The organism is Bacillus cereus group sp. RP43 (assembly GCF_040459645.1).
In the GTDB taxonomy this organism is placed as follows: domain Bacteria; phylum Bacillota; class Bacilli; order Bacillales; family Bacillaceae_G; genus Bacillus_A; species Bacillus_A mycoides_C.
Genome location: NZ_JARVHQ010000001.1, coordinates 3,313,274 through 3,333,868, shown reverse-complemented (window position 1 = coordinate 3,333,868; position 20,595 = coordinate 3,313,274). Strand labels below are relative to the sequence as shown.

Genomic DNA, 20,595 nt, shown 5'->3' with positions numbered 1-20,595 from the left:
CGTGGATGTGCTAATTAACTTATTTGTAAATGGCGTTTCGACAGGGATGCTTATTTTTTTATTAGCGTCTGGTCTATCACTTATTTTCGGTTTAATGAGCGTACTAAATTTTGCGCATGGCGGTTTATTTGCATGGGGAGCATTTACAGGCGTTTGGTTATTCAATATGACAGGTAGTTATTTATTAGCGCTAATTGGAGCAGTCGCTATGGGCATGTTTCTCGGTTTCATTCTAGAAAGATTTCTTATTCGGCCAGTGTATGGAAACCATGTTCGGCAGCTTCTCGTTACGCTTGGAGGAATGCTCGTTCTTAGTGAGTGCATCAAAATATTTTGGGGACCTAACCCAATTGTTGCAAAGTTACCGTTATGGCTACAAGGTAGTTTTACATTTGGAGGAGTTATCTTAATAAAATATCGCCTATTCGTTATTTTAGTTGGGATACTAATTTATATCGCTTTACTATTACTGCTGAAAAAAACAAAGATCGGACTAATGATTCGCGCTGGTGTAATGGATAAAGAGATGGTTCAAGCTCTCGGAATTAACGTAAAAGCGATATTCTCGTTTGTCTTTTTATTAGGAGCAGGGATGGCAGCGTTAGGTGGTTTCCTACTTGCACCATATTCTGGAGTTATTTTCGCTGAGATGGGTATGCAGTACGCAATTTTAGCTTTTATAGTAGTTATTATTGGCGGATTAGGTAGCGTACAAGGTTCAGCACTAGCATCTTTAATTGTCGGATTAGCCGGTGCATTTACAGCTTATTTTATACCAGATTTATCACTTGCAATCAATATGTTAATGTTACTATTTTTCTTAATAGTGAAGCCAACGGGACTTGTTGGTGAAAAGGGGTGACATGGTGAACAGCATATCGGGTCGAATTAAAGTATACTTCGGAGTTTTTATGCTCATTTGTTTAGGTGTATTTCCATTCGTAAATGATTCACGGAGCTTGTTAATTTTGTTCACTCAAATCTTCATCTTTGCTATTTTCGCTATGAGTTTTGATGTTCTCCTTGGATATACGGGTATTGTTTCATTCGGTCATTGTATGTTCTTTGGTATAGGGGCGTATGGGGTGGCACTCTTGTTTGATCGGCAAGGAGTATCTATAATGAACTTCTTCATAGGAGTAGTAGCCGCAATTATTGTATCAGCCATCGTTAGTTATATAATTGGTATGCTTTCATTACGTTTGAAAAGTCATTTTTATGCAATGTTAACGCTCGCTATTTCACAGTTGTTTTTTGTACTTGCTGAAAAATGGCGTTCACTGACTCACGGAGGGGATGGATTTACCTTTGGTGTACCAGATATATTCCGTGATCGTTTTACATTTTATTATGTAACACTTATATGTTTAATCAGTATTTTCATTTTGTTACGTCTTTTCACAAAATCTTCAATTGGGAAAGTATTAAAGGCAATTTCACAAAATGAACAACGAGTTGAAGCACTTGGCTATAAAGTGCTTCATTATAAAATTATTGCTAGTGTTGTTGCAGGAGTAGTTGCAGCGATTAGCGGTGGTTTATTTGTCATCACATTACGCTTTGTAAATACGACTGTATTTTCAATTGAAATGACATTAAATGCATTACTGATGACAATGATTGGTGGCGTTGGAACATTAATTGGAGCCATTGCTGGAGCTGGCATAATTGAATCACTTAAATATTATTTATCAGAACTAGCGACAGAATATCCGATTTTTGAAAGATGGACGATTATTCTTGGTCTATTGTATATTATCGTGTTACTAGTTTTCCCGAAAGGGTTAGTTGGAACGGTTAAGAATTTGAAGAATTTAAAAAAGAGTAAGAAGGAGAAAAGTACAGGAGTGGAGCAAAACGTGTGAAAAATTGATAGAAGAGAATGTAAGTGGAGTAAGAAAATAAAAATCCCTCCTTTAAGTAAAAGGAGGGATTTTTATTTTCTAGAAAAGTTATAACATATACAATTCGTGAAAGTGTTATTTTGTAAAAAAATATTGTTCTAGTTGAATAGTTCAATTGGAATCTTTTTATCTAACTCTCGATTTGTAAAAAAATGAACAGCTAATTTCTCTATTGGAACATCTTCAATTGGAACTAGTTTATTATTTCTAATTGGTAAAAAAGCTATTCCATTTCCATCATTAATAAACTCTTCAATAAGCGAATATGAATCTAACTGTTGAAGTTGACGCTGAGATAGGTTGTTTTCTTTTAGAAATTGTATTGTCTTATTTCTAAAAGGGCACTTCTTGTCATTGCTAACGAAAAAAAATTCCTTTGAATAGTCAATGGTACACTTTTCTTTTGCTTTTAATAAGCCTATAGAAATTGAAGTAGTAAATACTTTTTTAAACGCTGCGTCGGGATAATCATCATAAGTGATGACCATATCAACTTTTTGTTGTTGTAGTAGTTTTTGTAAATGGCTACTACTTTCTATATATATTTGATAATTCCTGAAATTTTCTTTAATACGCATACTTAAATAATTTGTCAAAATAGATTGTGAAGTCGCTATTACATAAGAAGTACCACTCATTTTAATTTCATTTTTCGCTTCTTCTAATAGAGTTAATATTTTATTCGTGTAGTTTAATAAAATGTCACCAGAAGGTAACAGGGAAACACCTTTGTTATCTCTATGTAGTAAAGGAGTTTCTAACTCTTCTTCTAATTTTTTGATTCGCTCAGTTACATTTGGTTGCACATAACCTAGCTCTTTAGCAGCTTTACTAATAGAACCAACACTAGCTACAGTTTTGAATATAATAAGATCATTAAATTCCATTTATCTCAGCCCCTTATACGATATCATTATAAATGATACCAAGCATAATTTATACCTATTTTACGTTAGTCAGTCATCAGTTTATCATTATGTATATAAGATCGAAAGTGAGTGATAAACATGATTGGAATGCAATATAAGGTCATTTTGCCAAAGGATTATGATATGGAGATTATTAGGAATAGGGTAAAGGATAATGGGTATAAAACAGATGGTCTTCAAGAGTTGAAATTTAAAGCCTATTTAATTTCTGAGGCAAGTAAGGATGGGAATTTCTATAATTGTTATGCACCTTTATATATTTGGAATGGTCATGAAGGGATGAACAAATTTATCTTTGAAGGCTATTACGATAATATTTTACAATCGTTTGGATGGCAACAAATAAATATAGGCGTTCCTTTAGTTGTTAATCTAAGCGATGATTTTAAAAAAAGTAGATATGCTGTTGAATATGCAGGAAGTATTTCTCAAAGTAAATCTTTGATTGGGGCCCAATTTAATATTTCGAATCAGAATGTCCACAATACGGAAAATTGTATAGGGAATGTAATAGTGTATAATCCGGATAAATGGGGATATAGTCAATTCAGTTTTTATAATGAAAAGCCTGAAATAGATATAATGGATAATGCTACTATATATGAGATTTTACACATTTCATAATGAAGTTTTGTTAAATGTTAAAATAAGAAAAAGGAATGAAATGTATGCCTTTTGTGAACGTTTATTATCATGAAGATATATTAAATAAAGAAGAGTTGAAACAGATAGGTGAATGTATCCACTTTTCATTAATTGAACATTTTAACATCCCTGAAAATGATTATTTTCAAATGTTTTTACCTTATCAACGAAATCAATTTTTGTATAATCCATATTATTTGTTGGAAAGAGGAGAAATGAGAACTGAGAATATGATTCATGTTTCTATTACATGTGGACCTGGAAGAACAGTGCAACAGAAAAAAGGTTTGTATCAATCTATATCCTTTGAAATTTCAGCATGTTCCAACGTGAAAGTTACTGACATTTTTATTACACTACATGAGACAGCTGCTGAAAATTGGTCATTTGGTCAAGGGGTGGCACAATTGGTAAAAGTGGAGGGGGAGCAAAATGATGAATGAACCAATTGAATTTTATATTCAAAAGAAAATGAGAGAAATAGCACCTGCATTTGCTCATTATAGTGAAGAGATATTGTTTGAGGAAGTGTGGCGGGATGCCACTTTAACATTAAGAGAAAGAAGTTTATGTACAGTGGCGGCACTAATTAGTCTCGGCAATACAGAACAATTACCATTTCATTTGAAGTTAGCTAAACAAAATGGGATTATGGAAAATGAACTGGTTGCATTAATAACACATATGGCTTTTTACGTTGGCTGGCCAAAAGCTGTGGCAGCTTTAAATATAACAATGAATGAGATTGAAAGTTAAGTTTAGGCTATACTCTGATGAGGCAATTTTTTTAACTTTTTTTCTTGCATTACTATCACTTGAGTGGTAAAGTGATAGTAAGATTCACGATAGGAAGTGACAATATATGCGTGAAAACACGATAGGATCGTTAATCTGGTTACGTTTAATACGATTTACGAATCAAAGTAATCAGATGTCGAATGAGTTTTTGAAGCGTTTTGATTTGACGACAGCTCAATTTGATGTACTTATGCAAATACGGATTTATCAGCCACTTACACAAATGGAGTTAGCAGAAAAAGTTACTGTGACGCAAGGTGGTATTTCTAGAATGCTAACACGCCTTGAAAAAGAAGGATATATTATACGAAAACAAGATTGGAAAACGAAAATGATTAGCCTTACTGAGAAGGGTGAAACAGTATTAGAAAGAGCATTACCAGAGCAACTTGCATTTCAATCATCTTTTTTTGATGATGTATTAAATGAGGAAGAACAGAAAATACTATACGCGTTAATGACAAAAGTTCATAAGCATAGTGAAAAAAAAGAATTACCAGCTGAGTAATTTTTTTTACACTATCAATTGACTAATCAAGTGACGGTTAGAGGGGGAAATATTATGTATACAATTCCAGGACATCACCACATTTCTATGGTGACAAAGAATGCAAAAACAAATAATGATTTTTATCAAAAGGTATTGGGATTACGCCGAGTGAAAAAGACAGTCAATCAAGATAATCCATTTATGTATCATTTGTTTTATGGCGATTTAACAGGGAGTGCCGGAACTGAATTATCATTTTTTGAAATGCCGAATGTAGGAAGAACAATCCGTGGTACAAATGCATTAACACAAATAGGCTTACTCGTACCTTCAATAGAAAGTCTTACATTTTGGAAGAGACATTTTGAGTCGCTCCAGGTGGCGCATGGGGAAATTACAACTTACGCCGGAAGAGAAGCACTGCACTTTGAAGATCCAGATGGCCTGCGGTTAGTGCTACTAAATAATAACGGTGAAGAGGTGCCTGAATATTGGACTGCATGGGATGAATCTTCTATAGAGCAGAATCATCGGATTTTAGGCATGGGAACAGTTGAAATGACAGTGCGCAGTTTAAATAAATTATCAAAAACATTAACAGGCCTGTTTAGTTATAAAGAAGTATCTCGTTCAGATGATGAGGGGATTTATCAATCTATTGCTGGTCAATCATTTGGAGAAATTTTGGTAAAACAGCAAGAAGGAGAGAGTGAACGACCTGGAAAAGGAAGTATTCATCATTTAGCTATTCGTGTGAAAAATGATGAAGAACTGAGTTATTGGAATGAAGCGGTGAAAGATAAAGGGTTCCAATCAACAGGCATTATCGATCGCTTTTATTTTAAAAGTTTATATTTCCGTGAATCAAATGGCATTTTATTTGAGATTGCGACGGATGGACCAGGATTTACAGTGGATTCAGCAATTGAAAAATTAGGAAAAGAGCTGGATTTACCACCATTTTTAGAAGAGAGAAGAAAAGAGATTGAAGAGAAATTAATACCACTTGATTAAAAGGGAGAGAGCAACTATGGAAAAATACCGTATTGATACAAGTAAAGGAATTGAATTTGGATTATATTCAATTGGAGATCATATTTTAAATCCACATAATGGTTCGAAAATAAGTGCAGAAAAAAGAATTCATGAACTAATTGAAACAGCTAAGTTAGCAGATAAAGCCGGAATTGATGTGTTTGCTGTCGGTGAAAGTCATCAAGCGCATTTTACAACGCAAGCTCATACAGTTATTTTAGGAGCCATTGCACAAGCTACGAAAAATATTAAAATCGCGAGTTCTGCAACAGTATTAAGTACGTCAGATCCGGTTCGTGTATATGAGGACTTTGCCACAATCGATTTGATTTCTAATGGTCGTGCTGAAATCGTTGCTGGTCGTGGATCTCGTATTGGAGGATATAGTTTACTTGGTTACGATGTAAATTATTATGAAGAACTATTTGAAGAGAAGATGGATCTTTTATTAAAAATAAATAAAGAAGAAAGTGTAACATGGAAAGGGCAGTTTAGAACACCACTTGAACATGCGGCAATTATACCGAGAGCTAAAAATAACAATATGCCAATTTGGCGTGCTGTCGGAGGACCGCCTGCTAGTGCGATTAAGGCAGGACGCGCAGGTGTACCAATGATGCTTACGACACTTGGTGGCCCAGCTGTTAATTTTAAAGTTTCGGTTGATGCATATCGTGAAGCTGCTCAGCAAAGTGGTATTGATCCAGCAACATTACCAATTGCGACAACAAGTTTATTTTATACAGCAGAAAATTCACAAGATGCACTTAGTGAATATTATCCTCATATTAATGCTGGTATGCTTGCACTACGCGGTGGTGGGTATCCAAAACAACAATTTACTAATGCAGTAGATCAACGTGACGCGTTAATGATTGGTAGCCCGCAACAAATTATTGAAAAAATGCTTTATCAATATGAATTATTTGGACAGCAACGTTTTATGGCACAGATTGATTTTGGCGGTGTACCATTTGATAAGATTGAGAAAAACATTGAATTAATTGCTACTGAAATTATGCCAGTTGTTAGAAAATATACAACGAAATAATGATAAAAGTACCGGGAATATAATCTATTCTCGGTACTTTTTTATTTAGTCAGTTTGAAAAAATGACGAAAAAATGAATTTTTAGTCTAAAAAAAGGAAAGGATTTTTCTATTTGTGAATAACAATATTATTGATTTGAATTTTGGGAATAAATTTTTCTCTTGACAAAAATTTAGCGTATTTCCGGATTTAATTCGAGGACATTTTCTGAGAGGAAAGTCAAGCGTATGAAGAGAAAAACGTAATAATAATTGATATAAGAGTATGTTGTATGTTTGAAAAATACGTTTTTAAAATGTGAGAAATCTAATTCAAAAAAATTACAAAAGACATATTTCCGACAAAATCCTGTCAATAATACGTCAAAAATCACCTGAATTTATTATGTAAGTATATTATACAATTCGATTAACGAATAAAACACTACTGAAATAGTGAAAAGGTAAATCGTATGAAGAAAGTTCTTTTGTAATTATCTAAAAAACTGACAATCTATATTTTCAGAAAGTACATAAACGAATTTATCTTTTTGTATTTCCAAAGGATTGAATTGTTCGTTATGAAGTGAATTCATACAATTCAATCGATATTACGATATAAAAAATTATGAAGGAAGTGACTTTAGCATGGAAACGCTCGAATTGGCACGAATACAATTTGCATCTACAACGATTTTTCATTACTTTTTCGTTCCGCTATCTATTGGTTTAGCTTTTATCATTGCGTTAATGCAAACGTTGTATGTGGTAAAGGGGCAAGAAGTTTATAAGAAAATGACAAAGTTTTGGACACAAATATTCCTTGTTAACTTTGCAGTAGGTGTTGTAACAGGTATTTTACAAGAATTCCAGTTTGGTATGAACTGGTCAACATATTCACGTTTTGTAGGTGATGTTTTCGGACCATCACTGGCAATTGAAGGTTTATTAGCATTTTTCATTGAGTCTACATTCCTAGGTTTATGGGTATTCGGTGAGGATAAACTTCCGAAGCGAGTTCACCTTTTATGTATTTGGCTCCTTTCAATAGGAACAATGTTATCAGCATTTTGGATTTTAACTGCAAGTGCATTTATGCAGTCCCCGGTAGGATATGAAATGGCTGCAGATGGACGTGCGCAGATGAATGATTTCTTGGCGATTATTCAAAATCCACAACTATGGGTGCAATTCCCGCATACAATTACAGCGGCACTTGCAACAGGCGCATTCTTTATTGCTGGTGTTAGTGCATGGAAAATTGCAAAACAACAGGAGACTGAGGTGTTTAAGAAGTCTTTCAGAGTTTCTATCGTTGTTGGAACAATTTCAACAGCATTGGTATTATTTTTCGGTCATGCACAAGCGCAAAATTTAATTAAGACACATCCGATGAAAATGGCAGCAGCTGAAGCATTATGGAATACGAGTGAGGATCCAGCGCCATTTACAGTATTTGCGAAAATTGATACAGAGAAGAAAGAAAATTCGTTTGAAATTCAAATCCCTTATATGCTAAGTCTATTGTCATACGATAAATTTAGTGGTCAAGTTGAAGGGATGAATCAAATTCAAAAACAATATGAAGAAAAATATGGACCTGGAGATTATATTCCGCCAGTACATACTATGTTCTGGAGTTTTAGAGCGATGGTAATGAGTGGAACATTCATGCTTCTTCTAGGAGTATACGGCTGGTTCTTATCAAGAAAAGATCGTTTAGCTGAAAAAACTTGGTATTTAAAATTAATGGTATATGCAATTGCACTTCCGTTTATCGGAAATACAGTAGGTTGGATTATGACTGAAATGGGACGTCAGCCTTGGGTTGTCTTCGGTGTTATGAAAACAGAAGATGCAGTATCTCCAAATGTAACATTTGGAGAAGTATTATTCTCTCTTGTTTCATTCACATCACTATATGTAATTATTGGAGGCATTACTGTTTACTTATTCGTTCGTATCATTAAAGGGCATTCGAATAAGAAAGTGAAAAAGGATTATCAAAGCCATGATCCATTTGATAAGGAGGAAGAGTATGTTATCTCTTAATGAGTTATGGTTTCTAATTATTTCAACCTTATTCGTTGGATTCTTTGTACTTGAAGGTTTCGATTTTGGTGTAGGAATCGTTTCAAGGTTTTTAGGAAAGAATGATTTGGAAAAGCGTATATATTTAAATACAATTGGACCGTTTTGGCACGCAAATGAAGTATGGCTTGTTTGCGCTGGTGGCGCTATGTTTGCGGCATTTCCGCACTGGTATGCAACTTTATTTAGTGGGTTCTACATTCCATTTGTGTTTATGCTTCTTGCTTTAATTATAAGAGGCGTTTCCTTTAAATTCCGTGCGAAAATAGAAAACCATAAGTGGAAAAGTTTCTGGGATTGGGGCATGTTTATTGGAAGTATGTTACCTCCTATACTTTGGGGAGTTGCAATCGCAAACTTTATGACAGGTGTACCAATTGATGAAAGTAAAAATATGGTAGGCGGATTTATGAAATTACTTCACCCATTTGCGTTACTTGGAGGAGTTATGTTTCTTCTTCTATGTATTGTTCATGGTTTGCAATTTCTTACTATACGTACAACAGGAAAATTACGAGAACGCGCACGTATTGCCGCAACAAAGATTGCACCTTTTGCATTAATAACACTGCTTGTTTTTGCAGGTGTAGGGTTATGGAAAACAGATATTTTCACCGCACATGGTTCAGAGTGGCTAATGGTTCCGATCGGAGCTTTTGTAGCGCTATTTGTTTCTACTTTATTAAATAAAAGAAGAAGAGATGGTTGGGCCTTCTTTATGACAAGTTTAACAATCATTTTGCTAAGTGCAAGTGTGTTCATCGGTATGTTCCCACGTGTCATGATTAGCTCATTAGGAGCGGTAAATGATTTGACAATTTATAATGCAGCATCAGGACCTTATGCATTAAAACTGATGAGCTATTTCTCTCTTGCTATTTTACCGTTTGTTATCGGTAGTCAAATATGGAGTTTCTATGTATTTAGACAACCTGTTAAGTCAGACAAAGATTTGGAGTACTAATGAAAAGAAAAAGAGGACTTCCGTCGTATCCTGGTAGCCGAGTTTTATATGTAACTTTAAGTCTTATTAGCATTTTAGAGGCGTGTAGTATCATTGCGCAGACAGTGTTTTTAGCACGAGCAATCACATTTTTATTTCAAGGAGAAACAGTGCAAGCTGTGCTAAATGAAACTGTTTATTTTGGAATCATGTTTGCAACACGTCAAATGTTGGTGCGAGCATCGCAAATATTGGTTGAGCGTTTTGCTGAAAAAACAGGATTGGCATTACGTAAACAGTTAATAGAAGCATATTTTACATTAGGGCCGAGATTTGTCCAAACGAATGGGACTGGCCATCTGGTTACTTTATCGATAGAAGGTATTGAGAAATTTAAAACATACATTGAATTGACAATTCCTAAAATGATTAGAAGTAGTATCGTACCAGGACTAATTGTTCTATATGTTTTTACACTAGACATTAAGTCTGGAATCATTTTAGTTGTAACGATTCCGATTGTGATCATATTTATGATTCTTCTAGGGTTAGCAGCGCAGAAAATGGCGGATAGCCAATACGAGACATATCGTGTACTTTCTAATCATTTTGTAGATACGTTAAAAGGATTAGAAACATTAAAGTATTTAGGGAAAAGTAAAAAGCACGAAGGAAAGATTGAAAAAGTAAGTAAACGATATAGAAAAGCAACGATGCGTACTTTGCGAGTTGCTTTTCTTTCTTCTTTTGCATTAGATTTCTTTACGAGTTTATCAATTGCATTTGTAGCAGTCGGATTAGGGATACGGTTAATAGATGGAACGATAATACTGTTACCAGCTCTTACGATTTTAATTTTAGCTCCGGAATATTTTCTGCCAATAAAACAAGTTGGAGCGAATTATCATGCTACATTAGATGGACAACTTGCAATGGAGCAAATAGAAGAAATTTTACAGAAACAAAAAGAAATAGAAAAGAAAGATTCAAATGTAGATATAGTATGGAATTCTTCTAGTAGCTTGAAATTACAAGATGTAAAAGTAAATAATGATGAATCTGAAAAGGCTATATTAGAGGGAATTGATTTTACTTGGCAAGGTAACGGTGCTATAGGCATTATTGGTGAAAGTGGGGCAGGGAAATCAACGTTAATCGATGTGTTAGCAGGATTTCTCCCTCCTTCGGGTGGGAAGATGTTAGTAAATGGTGTGGAAGTTGATGAATCTACTCGAGAAGATTGGCAAAAAAATATTGCTTATATTCCGCAACAACCTTATATTTTTCCACTTTCGTTAAAAGATAATATTTGTTTCTATGAAACGAATACACTTGATGAAGAAGTTGAGAGAGTTATAAATGAAGTGGGCCTTCGTTCGCTCGTTGCATCATTACCACAAGGGATGTACGAAAGGATTGGAGAAGGTGGACGTATGCTTAGTGGCGGACAAGAACAACGTGTCGCTATGGCACGTGCACTTTTAAGTAAAAAGCCAATCATTTTATTAGATGAACCTACAGCACATCTTGATATTGAAACTGAATTTGAAATAAAGCAATCGATGTTACGTCTGTTTGAAGGTAAGTTAGTATTTCTTGCAACGCATCGTCTGCATTGGATGGAGCAAATGGATCATATTCTTATTTTAAATAAAGGGGAAATTAAAGAAAGTGGAACATATGAAGAACTTTTAAAGAATGAGACATTACATTTTCATAGGGAAGAGAGGGGAGAGCGATGAGTAACTGGATTAAACCTCATATACAGCAAAATAAAGGTAGAATGACGTTGACTATTTTCCTTGGGCTTCTTGGAGTTAGTTCAGGTGCGATGTTACTTTTCATTTCAGGTTATTTAATTTCTAAATCTGCTCTCAGACCAGAAAATGTAATGGCTGTATATGTTCCTATTGTTGCAACGCGTGCGTTTAGTATAGGGCAAGCTGTCTTTCATTATTTAGAGCGTTTAGTAGGGCATGACGTCGTTCTACGAATTTTAGAAAAAATGAGGACGAAACTATATAGAATTGTAGAACCACAGGCGTTATTTTTACGCTCTCGATTTCAAACTGGTGATGTATTAGGTGTATTGTCTGATGATATAGAACATTTACAGAATCTATATTTACGTACAATATTCCCTAGTATATTAGCATTAGTTGTATATAGCATTTTCGTACTTGTTATCGGTGCATTTGACTTAGTATTTGCACTTATCGCAGCTTGTATGTTAGCTGTTATTGTTTTTCTTCTTCCATTCGTATCACTACTTTTGATGAAACGACATCATGTTGCTCTGAAGCGAGGAAGAAATCGTTTGTATCAACAATTGACAGATGCTGTATTTGGGTTATCTGATTGGCAGGCAAGTGGTAGAAAAGATGAATTTATTAATGCGTATGTAGAGCAAAATGTCCAGTTGTTAAAGACAGAAAAGAGAGTGAAACGCTGGTACCACATTCGAGACAGTATCATTCATTTAATAGTCGGCCTTGTAGTTATTTCAATGATTATGTGGACTGGAAATCAATCAGCAAGTGAACAAATTGCACCTACTGTTATCGCAGCCTTCGTATTAATGACGTTATCAGTGACAAATGCGCTTATCCCTATATCAGATGCTATCGATCGAATTCCATCTTATGTAGAATCTGTTAATCGGCTTAATGGCGTAGAAAGTGATAGTGTTTTGGATGATGATAAGGAGTTACCTGGAGATAAAGAATACGTTGTACCAAAACATGTAGATATTGAACTGAGTAATGTGTCGTATAATTACCCGAATAGTAATGAATCCGTATTAAAAGATGTATCATTGCAAATAAAGGCTGGAAAGAAAATTGCTATTTTAGGTAGAAGTGGAACAGGGAAATCTACTTTACTAAAATTGTTAACTGGGGCACTACGTCCGGTGAATGGCCAAGTCATATTGAATGGTGAACAAGCTCATACGGATTTTTTGTCAAAATATATTTCTGTATTAAACCAAAAACCACATTTATTCGATACGACAATTGGAAATAATGTGCGGATTGGTAAACCAGAGGCTAATGATGAAGAGATATGGAAAGCTTTAGAGAAAGCACAGCTAGCACCGCATATTGCTTCTCTTCCGGATGGGTTACAAACAAAAATGCATGAAATGGGAAAGAGGTTTTCTGGCGGAGAAAGACAAAGGGTAGCATTTGCAAGAACTCTTATGCAAGAAGCATCGATCATTGTCCTTGATGAACCGACTATCGGTTTAGATCCTAAAACGGAATTAGCCTTAATAGAAACAATGTTTTCTGCAACAGAAGAAAAGACTGTTATTTGGATTACACATCATCTTGTAGGAATTGAACATGTAGATGAAGTTATTTTCCTTGATGGTGGTAAAATTACGATGCAAGGTAGTCACGAACAGTTACTGAAAGAAAATGAGAAATATCGTAGGTTATACGAGCTTGATAAAGGTATATAAGAATGAATACAAAAAACACAAATTTTTGATAGTTCAAGGTTTGTGTTTTTTGTATTTGTGGTGAAATCATATAGGTCGTATAAGCTAGTTGATCATGAAATGGTTATATATTGTTAGAAAGGGTGTTTAAAAAATAGTCTTTCAAGGCAATACTGAGCCATAGTGAAAGGATTGTTGGAAGGCGTGATTATATGTTTGAAGAGGATGGCATTGTTTTAATTCTGGAGCCTGCTGATGAACGGGATATGAGGAAATTTATTTTTACAATACCGAAGTCAGTTTATGAAAAAAAAGAGATTGTATTACATTACGGAACAGCTTTAGGGCAAGGATATACGGACATTATAGAAGATATTATTAGTGTACATATAGACATAGATATTGTAACGGTAATAGGGCACGTAAGAGGATAAAGTGAAACTTTAATTAGTGGGAATCATACTGACCTTGAAAACAGACGTACTTAAAATAAGTATGTCTGTTTTTATATTTAAATGAAGATAGTTTCGAGGTACATGTTGAACAGGATAATAATGATTTTTCTAGAATGTATAAGAGGGAGATTAAAAAATAAGATATGATGTGATAAGGTGTATAAGAAGAAAACAAAGTGTTTATAAATGAATAAAAGTATGACAATTATTTAGGAGGTAAAAATGAAGTTTACAAAAACAATGTTACTTTCAATTGTAGTTTCAATTGGTTTGATGGGATGTTCGCTAGTAGAGGAAGGGAAGAACTCCATAGATTACGCTCAAAAAGCGACAGACTATGTAAATGAAATAAGTGCATTTGCAAACGAAGCACCAGCATTGGCTGAAAAAGCTGTTAATGATGGAGAAGCTCGAAAAGAATTAGAAACGAAACTTACTGAAATTAAACAAGATATACCAGCTTTTAATGAATTAACACCACCGGATGTAGCGAAGGATCTTCACCAGCAAATCGTCGGGTATAATGAAAAGTTAAATACATTAATTGATACATCTATGCAAAAGATAGAGGAAGGAAAAATGAATGTAGAGCAGTTTAAAAACTCTGAGCTTATGCAGACGATAGAACAAGTTCAGGATTTAAAAGATAAGGTTCAAAATTTAGGGCAATAATAAAATAAAAAAGACCTGTTTATCATAAACGGGTCTTTTTTATATAAACGATTATTTTATAAAATATACAACAACGCCTATTAAGATGATAATATTCCCAAGGACTTTTCTTTTTGTTATTCTCTCTCCTAAGAAATACCAACCGAAAATTAATATGATGATATAACTTAATGACTCTAATGCAGAGACTTGATTTATTGATAGGCCCTTTAAGGCAATAATATTGAGCCCTGCGTTAAGTACAAATAAAGAGTAACCGATAATAACATACGGATTTACATATTCTTTTAATCTAGAATCATATTGCTGTAAAGTAGCTTTTTTTAATAAAATTTGTGAGTAATTGGCTAAAACGATTCCAAAAATCAACAATAGCATATAACTATTCATCTTTTGTCACCACCACAATTCCGACGATAATAATAGCTGCGCCAAGTATGTGATTCCACTGTATCGTATCTCCAAAAAGGAATACTGACCAAAGCATTGACCATAGTATTATAATCCCACGGTGTGAATATGCTCTAGAAATTTCAAAATTCTTAATGACTTGTTGCCATAGAATTGCATATCCGAATAAAAGTACAACAAGTCCAAAGTAAGCAATAAAAAATGAAATTGATGCAATAGGGAATTGAGCTGCCCATTTCATGTAAACCATAATGATAGAATATATCAAGAAGGCCACATGTAAAAATACATAGTTTTTAATAGTTGGTTTCATATATTCACTCTCTTTTACTTTATATACACGTATGTAAACTCGATGTATATAATCAATAGCTTCTTATTATATATAAGGCATATTGAAATGATTTTTGTTTATTCCTTCACATTCCAAAATATATAGTATCATGTCTTCTAATGTAAAACAATAGAATGCAATACGTAGCTTTAGAGATGAAAATAATAGAGGTAGTAGAGTTAGATTTTCCACTGTTCTATAATTTGTATCGTTTTATTTGTTGCATCCATCTCTACTTGAATACCTATTGGCAAAGTAATCATTGGATGAGTATGACAACAATCAAAATCGGCTAGAAAAGGAAGTTTTTGATTTTGTAATACTTCTAATAATATTTCGTAAGGTTTTCTATTTGTACCACAATCATCAAATTGCTCATGTTTTCCAAGGATGATACCTGAAACTTTATCAAAAACGCCGTTAATTTTAAGTAATGAAAAACTTCTTTCGATAGTAGCTGCATCTTTTGAGCTATCTTCAATAAAGAGAATGTCACCTTCTTGAATACGTGGCATATAGGGGCTGCCCCAAATACCTTGTAAAGTGTTTAAATTTCCACCAATAATACGTCCAGTAGCTTTTCCGCCAATTACTGAAATCCAATTGTTCGGTCGAAGATCTTTTTCTTTCGTTTTTTCTTCCCAATTAATAAATTCATCTGACCAAAATAACGGCTGGTTTATGTTGTAAGGAAGGTGTTGATCAGTTAATAAAGTATCCGCAAAATATTTGTATGTGCAATCTACGAAAGGCTCAAATTCACCAAAAGAAGGAACGAGTGCTGGACCATAAAATGTAGGGATTCCTGTTTTTGCATAAATTCCTAATAATAACGCTGTTGCATCTGAATAGCCAATCATTATTTTAGAGTTTTTTTGAAAAGAAGCATAATCAATATAAGGTAATAATGAATTTGAATTCATTCCCCCAATTGTCGACATGATACAAGAAACGTTAGGGTTTCTAATCAATTCATTTAGTTCCTCAGCGCGATCTTTAATGCTCCCTGAACGATAATAATCATATTGACCTGTTAGTGAACCTTCTAATATATGAAATCCTTTCTTTTGTAAGTATAATTTTGCTCGCTCAAATCGCTTTGGAGAAGTAAAGGTTACTGGTGAAGAAGGAGAGTAGATACCAATTGTATCGCCATATTTTAATGCTTTTGGAAGTATCATTTGTATAAACCCTTTCTATTATATAGTGTTTTTGCGCTTAGATGTTATTGAATATTCTTATATTTCGTTATTTTTAGTGTAACACATATGAAAAGAGAAAGAGGTTGAAATTATAATTGCTGTAGATGAATAAATATGCTTTTTACCTTGACGATATAAAGTAATTGTTGTTATGGTTAAACATGAGTGTATAAAAGGTTTGCTAAAGGAGTTTTAGAATGAAGCGGTTAAAATGGGGAAGATTAACAATCCTATTAGTAGTAATTCTGGGTATATGTTGGTTCTTTTTCCAAGGAGTTCAAAAGAGTGAAACAAATGTAGATACTCAGCCTTTACAAGTGGCAGAGCTACCTAAAACAGGGCTATCTGAAAAAGTAGTTCCACCAAAATATATACCACCAGAAATTGATGCAAAAGCAGCTATTATTATCGATGCGAGTAATGGAGAAGTTATTTATCAAAATAATGAAAATGAAGCTGTTGCCCCTGCTAGTATGTCAAAAATGATGACAGCATATCTCGTTTTAGAGAGTATACATAATGGGAAAGTCCGCTGGGAAGATCCAGTGAAAATAAGTGCGAAATCGGCACAAACAGAGGGTGCAAAAATCCCAATGCAAGTAGATGATACATTAACTGTTAAGGACTTATATCAAGCGTTAATGATTGAATCGGCTAATAATTCGGCTGTCGCTTTAGCAGAACATATAGCTAAGACGGAAAAAAACTTTGTTCAACTTATGAATGAAAAAGCCCAGCGGTTAGAAATGTCAGATAAAGCTAAATTCGCGAATGCTTCCGGATTACAGGAGCCCGACGGAAGTGAAACAAAAATGACAGCAGCTGACGTAGCAAAATTAGCGTATCATCTTATAAAAGACTACCCAGAGATATTAGAAGTGACTCACTTACGTCAAAGTCAGTTAGCATTTAATAATGTTAATGTTACAAGCACAAATGAGATGTTAAACAAAAATAATAAAGCTTTATATATAGAAGGAATAGACGGATTAAAAACAGGATTTACAGATAGCGCAGGGTATTGTTTTACAGGTACTGCAAAACAAGGCGATAATCGCATTATTACAGTTGTTATGGGGACAAAAAGTAAAACAAAACGTTTTACAGAAACAAATAAATTAATGTTCTATGCATTTCAATTGCTTAATTAGGTGAAGAAAAAAGTAAATGAGATTGTTATAAAAATAAGACAGACAGTTTATTGAACCTTGATTTTGGTGACAATAAACTGTTTTTTTATTTTTTGATGTATAGGAAGTGAAAACTCAAGTGATATCATTTGAGTTTGTTTTTGTTTGTTGATATTATTAAGTTAAGAACTTATTAATAATAAGTTTGAGAGGCGTTATATGCTTCGTACATATGATACTGCCTCAAATGAAAATTGGAGGGAATTGTAATGGCAAAAGATTTTTACTCAGCAATTGAAGACAGAAGATCTATTTACGCGATTAGTAAAGAGCAAGTAGTTTCTGATGAAAGAATTCAAGAAGTGATTTATCATGCTGTGAAACATACACCTTCGGCTTTTAATTCTCAAAGTGCAAGAGTTGTTGTATTACTAGGTGAACAACACGACAAATTATGGAATGTTACGAAAGAAACGTTACGAAAAATTGTACCTGAAAATAATTTTGCACCTACTGAAGAAAAAATGAATGCATTTAAAAGTGGCTATGGAACAGTTTTGTATTTCGAAGATAGTAAAGTAGTAGAAAGTTTGCAAGAGAACTTTGCACTATACAAAGATAATTTTCCTACATGGTCTCAGCAATCTTCTGGAATGTTGCAATTTGCGATTTGGACAGCATTAGAGATTGAAGGTTTTGGTGCTACACTACAGCATTATAATCCGTTGATTGATGAAGAAGTAAGGAAAGAATGGGATGTACCTGGAAACTGGAAGTTAACTGCGCAAATGCCATTTGGTAAACCAGTAGTTTCTGCAGGAGATAAAGAATATCAGCCATTAGAAGCTCGTGTGAAAATTTACAAATAAAATAAAAAATACAAGGTGAACAGAGATATAATCTGTTCACCTTTTTATACATGGTATGAGTTTGTATGCTGAATTGTTTTCATTTGCTCTTTTAGTTCGTTTTTCTTTGTTTCAATGATTGTTACCTTTTTAAGTGTTGTAAACGATAATAAGTGAGTAAGAGCATAGTAAAGTTCGATATTATTATTTATGTGATCGTCTATTATTTTTTCCACAAATGCAACTCCTCTTTTTATGTGATTATACATATTCTATCAATAAAACCCTAATAATTCCATGTTTAGTAGGGAAACAAAATAGTCAATTGTGTTTTTGGAATGGGAGTGCTCACGAGTGGGATGGGATTTTTGTGCGTGAAATCTTACAAATCATCACCTTGTTTAAAATCATACATAGTATAGAGAATTCATTTGCTTAAAATATTATACTATTGATAAATAAAGTGTTTTTTGTCATGATAAGAGTGTGTCTCATGAAAAAGAACTTTCTAGAAAAATATATTGTGTTTATGTATTAGATTAATGGAATTTCTATATTAGATAAAAAATGTAAAATCTATATTGAAATAACTTAGGGAATTTTAAATTTTGATGTAATACATAAGAAATTTGAGAAAATCGTTGCAAAAACACACAGTTTAATGGTAAAGTTCACATGAAGTTCACACGAAAGTCACTTCAATCGTTTAAAATAAACGACGTGTGAAAAATAAAACTCTTGCTAAAAAATGGAACTGGATGAATATTTTACTTTGATAATATTGTAAAGTACTAAGTTTATAGTTTTTCTCAAGAGGATAGTAGGGAAAGGAAGTAAAGACAACTTATGAAAAAAGTAATCGCAGGTTTAGCAGCAGCATCTGTAGTAGGCGTAGCAGTTCCAGGAATGGATTCTGCCCATGCACAAGTTTCAAATGATGCGCTAAAAGAAATTAATGGACAAACACAAACTCAAACTCAAACGACTGTAACTGAAACAAAAAAGGTAGAAACAACTTCTGAATTAAAATACACGGTGACAGCTGATGTATTAAATGTACGTTCAGGTGCTGGTACAGGACATGACGTTATTTCTAAAGTAAAAGCAGGTCAAGTACTTCAAGTAATTGGACAAGAAAACGGTTGGTTCAAAGTTAGTGTAAATGGTCAAACAGGTTATGTAAGTGGGGACTTCGTAACAACTGGTGGCAATAAAGGAACTACTGTTCAACAAGGAACAGGTACTTACACAGTAAACGTTTCTTCACTAAACGTACGTACAGGCCCAAGTGCATCTCATACTGTTTTAGGTTCTGTAAATAAAGGGAAAACAGTTCAAGTTGTAGGTGAAGTTCAAGATTGGTTTAAAATTAACTTCAATGGTGGAACTGGATACGTAAGTAAAGACTTCGTAACAAAAGGTGGTTCAGCTGTATCTAACGAAACACAGCAACCAACTACAAACAACAACAATACTACTACAGTTCAAACTGGTGGTTCATATGTTGTTAATACAGGAGCTTTAAAAGTACGTACAGGTCCAGCTACATATAACCCTGTAATTGGTGGGGTAACAAACGGTACAGTATTAAACGTTACTGGCGCTGAAAATGGTTGGTATAAAATTAACCATAACGGCCGTACAGGTTACGTAAGTGCAGACTTTGTGAAGTTTGTAAAAGGCGGAGTGAACAATGTAGTTACTGGTGGTAACGAAGGTACTAATCAAGTACAAAAACCAACAGCACCAACAGGTGGAGATACATCTTCAATCGCTGGATTCGCTAGATCATTAAATGGTTCACCATACAGAACTGCTGGTACAACACCTGCTGGTTTTGACTGCAGTGGATTCATTCACTACGTATTAAATCAAACTGGTCATTCAGGCGCTCGTCAAACAGTTGCTGGATACTGGAGCTCTAAAACAAAAACTAGCAATCCACAACCAGGTGATTTAGTATACTTCCAAAATACTTATAAATCAGGTCCTTCTCACATGGGCGTTTATTTAGGTAATGGACAGTTCATCAGTGCAGAAACTGACGCAACTGGTGTACGCATTAGCTCTGTAAGCAACTCTTACTGGAGTAAGCACATTTTAGGTTACACAAAAGCATACTAAGAAGAAGTATTTTATATACTATTCGTATAGAGAAAAGGCTTTCCAGGGAAACTTGGGAAGCCTTTTTCATAGTTGGATAAAATGTCAGTATAGTAGTATGTATCCCGCTATTT

At 34.0% G+C, this 20,595-nt stretch carries 22 protein-coding genes; 17 read left to right on the top strand and 5 right to left on the bottom strand.

Features of this window, described 5'->3' with window-relative positions; translation table 11 throughout:
• The first annotated feature begins 1 nt into the window (after position 1).
• Both QCI75_RS17435 and QCI75_RS17430 read left to right on the top strand, forming a co-directional pair.
• Positions 2-862, top strand: coding sequence for a branched-chain amino acid ABC transporter permease (locus QCI75_RS17435; protein WP_199671698.1), 861 nt, complete (start codon positions 2-4; stop codon positions 860-862).
• Between the two features lie 49 nt (positions 863-911).
• On the top strand, positions 912-1,865 hold the full coding sequence (locus tag QCI75_RS17430; RefSeq protein ID WP_144507915.1) for a branched-chain amino acid ABC transporter permease: 954 nt from the start codon (positions 912-914) through the stop codon (positions 1,863-1,865).
• Between the two features lie 137 nt (positions 1,866-2,002).
• Here QCI75_RS17430 and QCI75_RS17425 read toward each other — a convergent pair whose 3' ends face one another.
• Positions 2,003-2,791, bottom strand: a complete 789-nt coding sequence (locus tag QCI75_RS17425; protein ID WP_353760901.1) for a LysR family transcriptional regulator — start codon at positions 2,789-2,791, stop codon at positions 2,003-2,005.
• Between the two features lie 120 nt (positions 2,792-2,911).
• Between QCI75_RS17425 and QCI75_RS17420 the strand changes: the two genes are divergently transcribed.
• The 12 genes from QCI75_RS17420 to QCI75_RS17365 all read left to right on the top strand — a co-directional run bounded on the left by QCI75_RS17420 (position 2,912) and on the right by QCI75_RS17365 (position 14,433).
• The gene (locus tag QCI75_RS17420; protein ID WP_353760900.1) at positions 2,912-3,457 is read left to right on the top strand and encodes a DUF4865 family protein; all 546 of its coding nucleotides are present in this window, start codon (positions 2,912-2,914) and stop codon (positions 3,455-3,457) included.
• A gap of 44 nt (positions 3,458-3,501) precedes the next feature.
• Positions 3,502-3,921: a tautomerase family protein gene (locus tag QCI75_RS17415; RefSeq protein WP_070170024.1), complete on the top strand. Its 420-nt coding sequence runs from the start codon at positions 3,502-3,504 to the stop codon at positions 3,919-3,921.
• Complete coding sequence (locus tag QCI75_RS17410; RefSeq protein WP_070170025.1) at positions 3,911-4,234, top strand: carboxymuconolactone decarboxylase family protein; 324 nt, start codon at positions 3,911-3,913, stop codon at positions 4,232-4,234. The genes QCI75_RS17415 and QCI75_RS17410 overlap by 11 nt, the downstream gene beginning before the upstream one ends.
• Positions 4,235-4,340: 106 nt before the next feature.
• A complete protein-coding gene (locus QCI75_RS17405; RefSeq protein ID WP_144507901.1) occupies positions 4,341-4,784 on the top strand; it encodes a MarR family winged helix-turn-helix transcriptional regulator in 444 nt (147 codons plus the stop codon).
• Positions 4,785-4,838: 54 nt separating this feature from the next.
• Positions 4,839-5,780 carry a ring-cleaving dioxygenase gene (locus QCI75_RS17400; RefSeq protein ID WP_353760899.1) on the top strand — a complete coding sequence of 314 codons (942 nt, stop codon included), beginning with the start codon at positions 4,839-4,841 and terminating at the stop codon, positions 5,778-5,780.
• Between the two features lie 16 nt (positions 5,781-5,796).
• Positions 5,797-6,852 (top strand): LLM class flavin-dependent oxidoreductase, encoded by a 1,056-nt coding sequence (locus tag QCI75_RS17395; RefSeq protein ID WP_353760898.1) that lies wholly within the window; start codon positions 5,797-5,799, stop codon positions 6,850-6,852.
• A gap of 626 nt (positions 6,853-7,478) precedes the next feature.
• On the top strand, positions 7,479-8,882 hold the full coding sequence (gene cydA / locus QCI75_RS17390; RefSeq protein ID WP_144507907.1) for a cytochrome ubiquinol oxidase subunit I: 1,404 nt from the start codon (positions 7,479-7,481) through the stop codon (positions 8,880-8,882).
• Positions 8,869-9,885 (top strand): cytochrome d ubiquinol oxidase subunit II, encoded by a 1,017-nt coding sequence (cydB, locus tag QCI75_RS17385; RefSeq protein WP_002158275.1) that lies wholly within the window; start codon positions 8,869-8,871, stop codon positions 9,883-9,885. The genes cydA and cydB overlap by 14 nt, the downstream gene beginning before the upstream one ends.
• The gene (cydD, locus tag QCI75_RS17380; protein ID WP_144507909.1) at positions 9,885-11,606 is read left to right on the top strand and encodes a thiol reductant ABC exporter subunit CydD; all 1,722 of its coding nucleotides are present in this window, start codon (positions 9,885-9,887) and stop codon (positions 11,604-11,606) included. Before cydB ends, cydD begins: the two co-directional genes overlap by 1 nt.
• The gene (cydC, locus tag QCI75_RS17375) at positions 11,603-13,327 is read left to right on the top strand and encodes a thiol reductant ABC exporter subunit CydC (RefSeq protein ID WP_144507910.1); all 1,725 of its coding nucleotides are present in this window, start codon (positions 11,603-11,605) and stop codon (positions 13,325-13,327) included. Before cydD ends, cydC begins: the two co-directional genes overlap by 4 nt.
• 191 nt (positions 13,328-13,518) lie before the next feature.
• Positions 13,519-13,740, top strand: a complete 222-nt coding sequence (locus tag QCI75_RS17370) for a hypothetical protein (RefSeq protein ID WP_070139152.1) — start codon at positions 13,519-13,521, stop codon at positions 13,738-13,740.
• Positions 13,741-13,983: 243 nt separating this feature from the next.
• Positions 13,984-14,433: a DUF6376 family protein gene (locus QCI75_RS17365; protein ID WP_070141860.1), complete on the top strand. Its 450-nt coding sequence runs from the start codon at positions 13,984-13,986 to the stop codon at positions 14,431-14,433.
• A gap of 51 nt (positions 14,434-14,484) precedes the next feature.
• Here the strand turns inward: QCI75_RS17365 and QCI75_RS17360 are convergent, their stop codons facing one another.
• The 3 genes from QCI75_RS17360 to QCI75_RS17350 all read right to left on the bottom strand — a co-directional run bounded on the left by QCI75_RS17360 (position 14,485) and on the right by QCI75_RS17350 (position 16,359).
• Positions 14,485-14,823, bottom strand: a complete 339-nt coding sequence (locus QCI75_RS17360) for an EamA family transporter (RefSeq protein WP_144507913.1) — start codon at positions 14,821-14,823, stop codon at positions 14,485-14,487.
• Complete coding sequence (locus QCI75_RS17355; RefSeq protein WP_070141862.1) at positions 14,816-15,157, bottom strand: EamA family transporter; 342 nt, start codon at positions 15,155-15,157, stop codon at positions 14,816-14,818. Before QCI75_RS17355 ends, QCI75_RS17360 begins: the two co-directional genes overlap by 8 nt.
• A gap of 200 nt (positions 15,158-15,357) precedes the next feature.
• Complete coding sequence (locus QCI75_RS17350) at positions 15,358-16,359, bottom strand: S66 family peptidase (protein ID WP_353760897.1); 1,002 nt, start codon at positions 16,357-16,359, stop codon at positions 15,358-15,360.
• 218 nt (positions 16,360-16,577) lie between these two features.
• Here QCI75_RS17350 and QCI75_RS17345 point away from each other — a divergent pair, with 218 nt between their 5' ends.
• Together QCI75_RS17345 and QCI75_RS17340 are read left to right on the top strand one after the other, a co-directional pair.
• Positions 16,578-17,531, top strand: coding sequence for a D-alanyl-D-alanine carboxypeptidase family protein (locus QCI75_RS17345; protein ID WP_353760896.1), 954 nt, complete (start codon positions 16,578-16,580; stop codon positions 17,529-17,531).
• A gap of 248 nt (positions 17,532-17,779) precedes the next feature.
• On the top strand, positions 17,780-18,379 hold the full coding sequence (locus QCI75_RS17340; protein ID WP_144505991.1) for a nitroreductase family protein: 600 nt from the start codon (positions 17,780-17,782) through the stop codon (positions 18,377-18,379).
• 44 nt (positions 18,380-18,423) lie between these two features.
• Here QCI75_RS17340 and QCI75_RS17335 read toward each other — a convergent pair whose 3' ends face one another.
• The gene (locus QCI75_RS17335; protein ID WP_186320878.1) at positions 18,424-18,594 is read right to left on the bottom strand and encodes a hypothetical protein; all 171 of its coding nucleotides are present in this window, start codon (positions 18,592-18,594) and stop codon (positions 18,424-18,426) included.
• Positions 18,595-19,204: 610 nt separating this feature from the next.
• Between QCI75_RS17335 and entFM the strand changes: the two genes are divergently transcribed.
• Positions 19,205-20,482 (top strand): enterotoxin EntFM, encoded by a 1,278-nt coding sequence (entFM, locus tag QCI75_RS17330; protein WP_353760895.1) that lies wholly within the window; start codon positions 19,205-19,207, stop codon positions 20,480-20,482.
• The last annotated feature ends 113 nt before the right edge of the window (positions 20,483-20,595 follow it).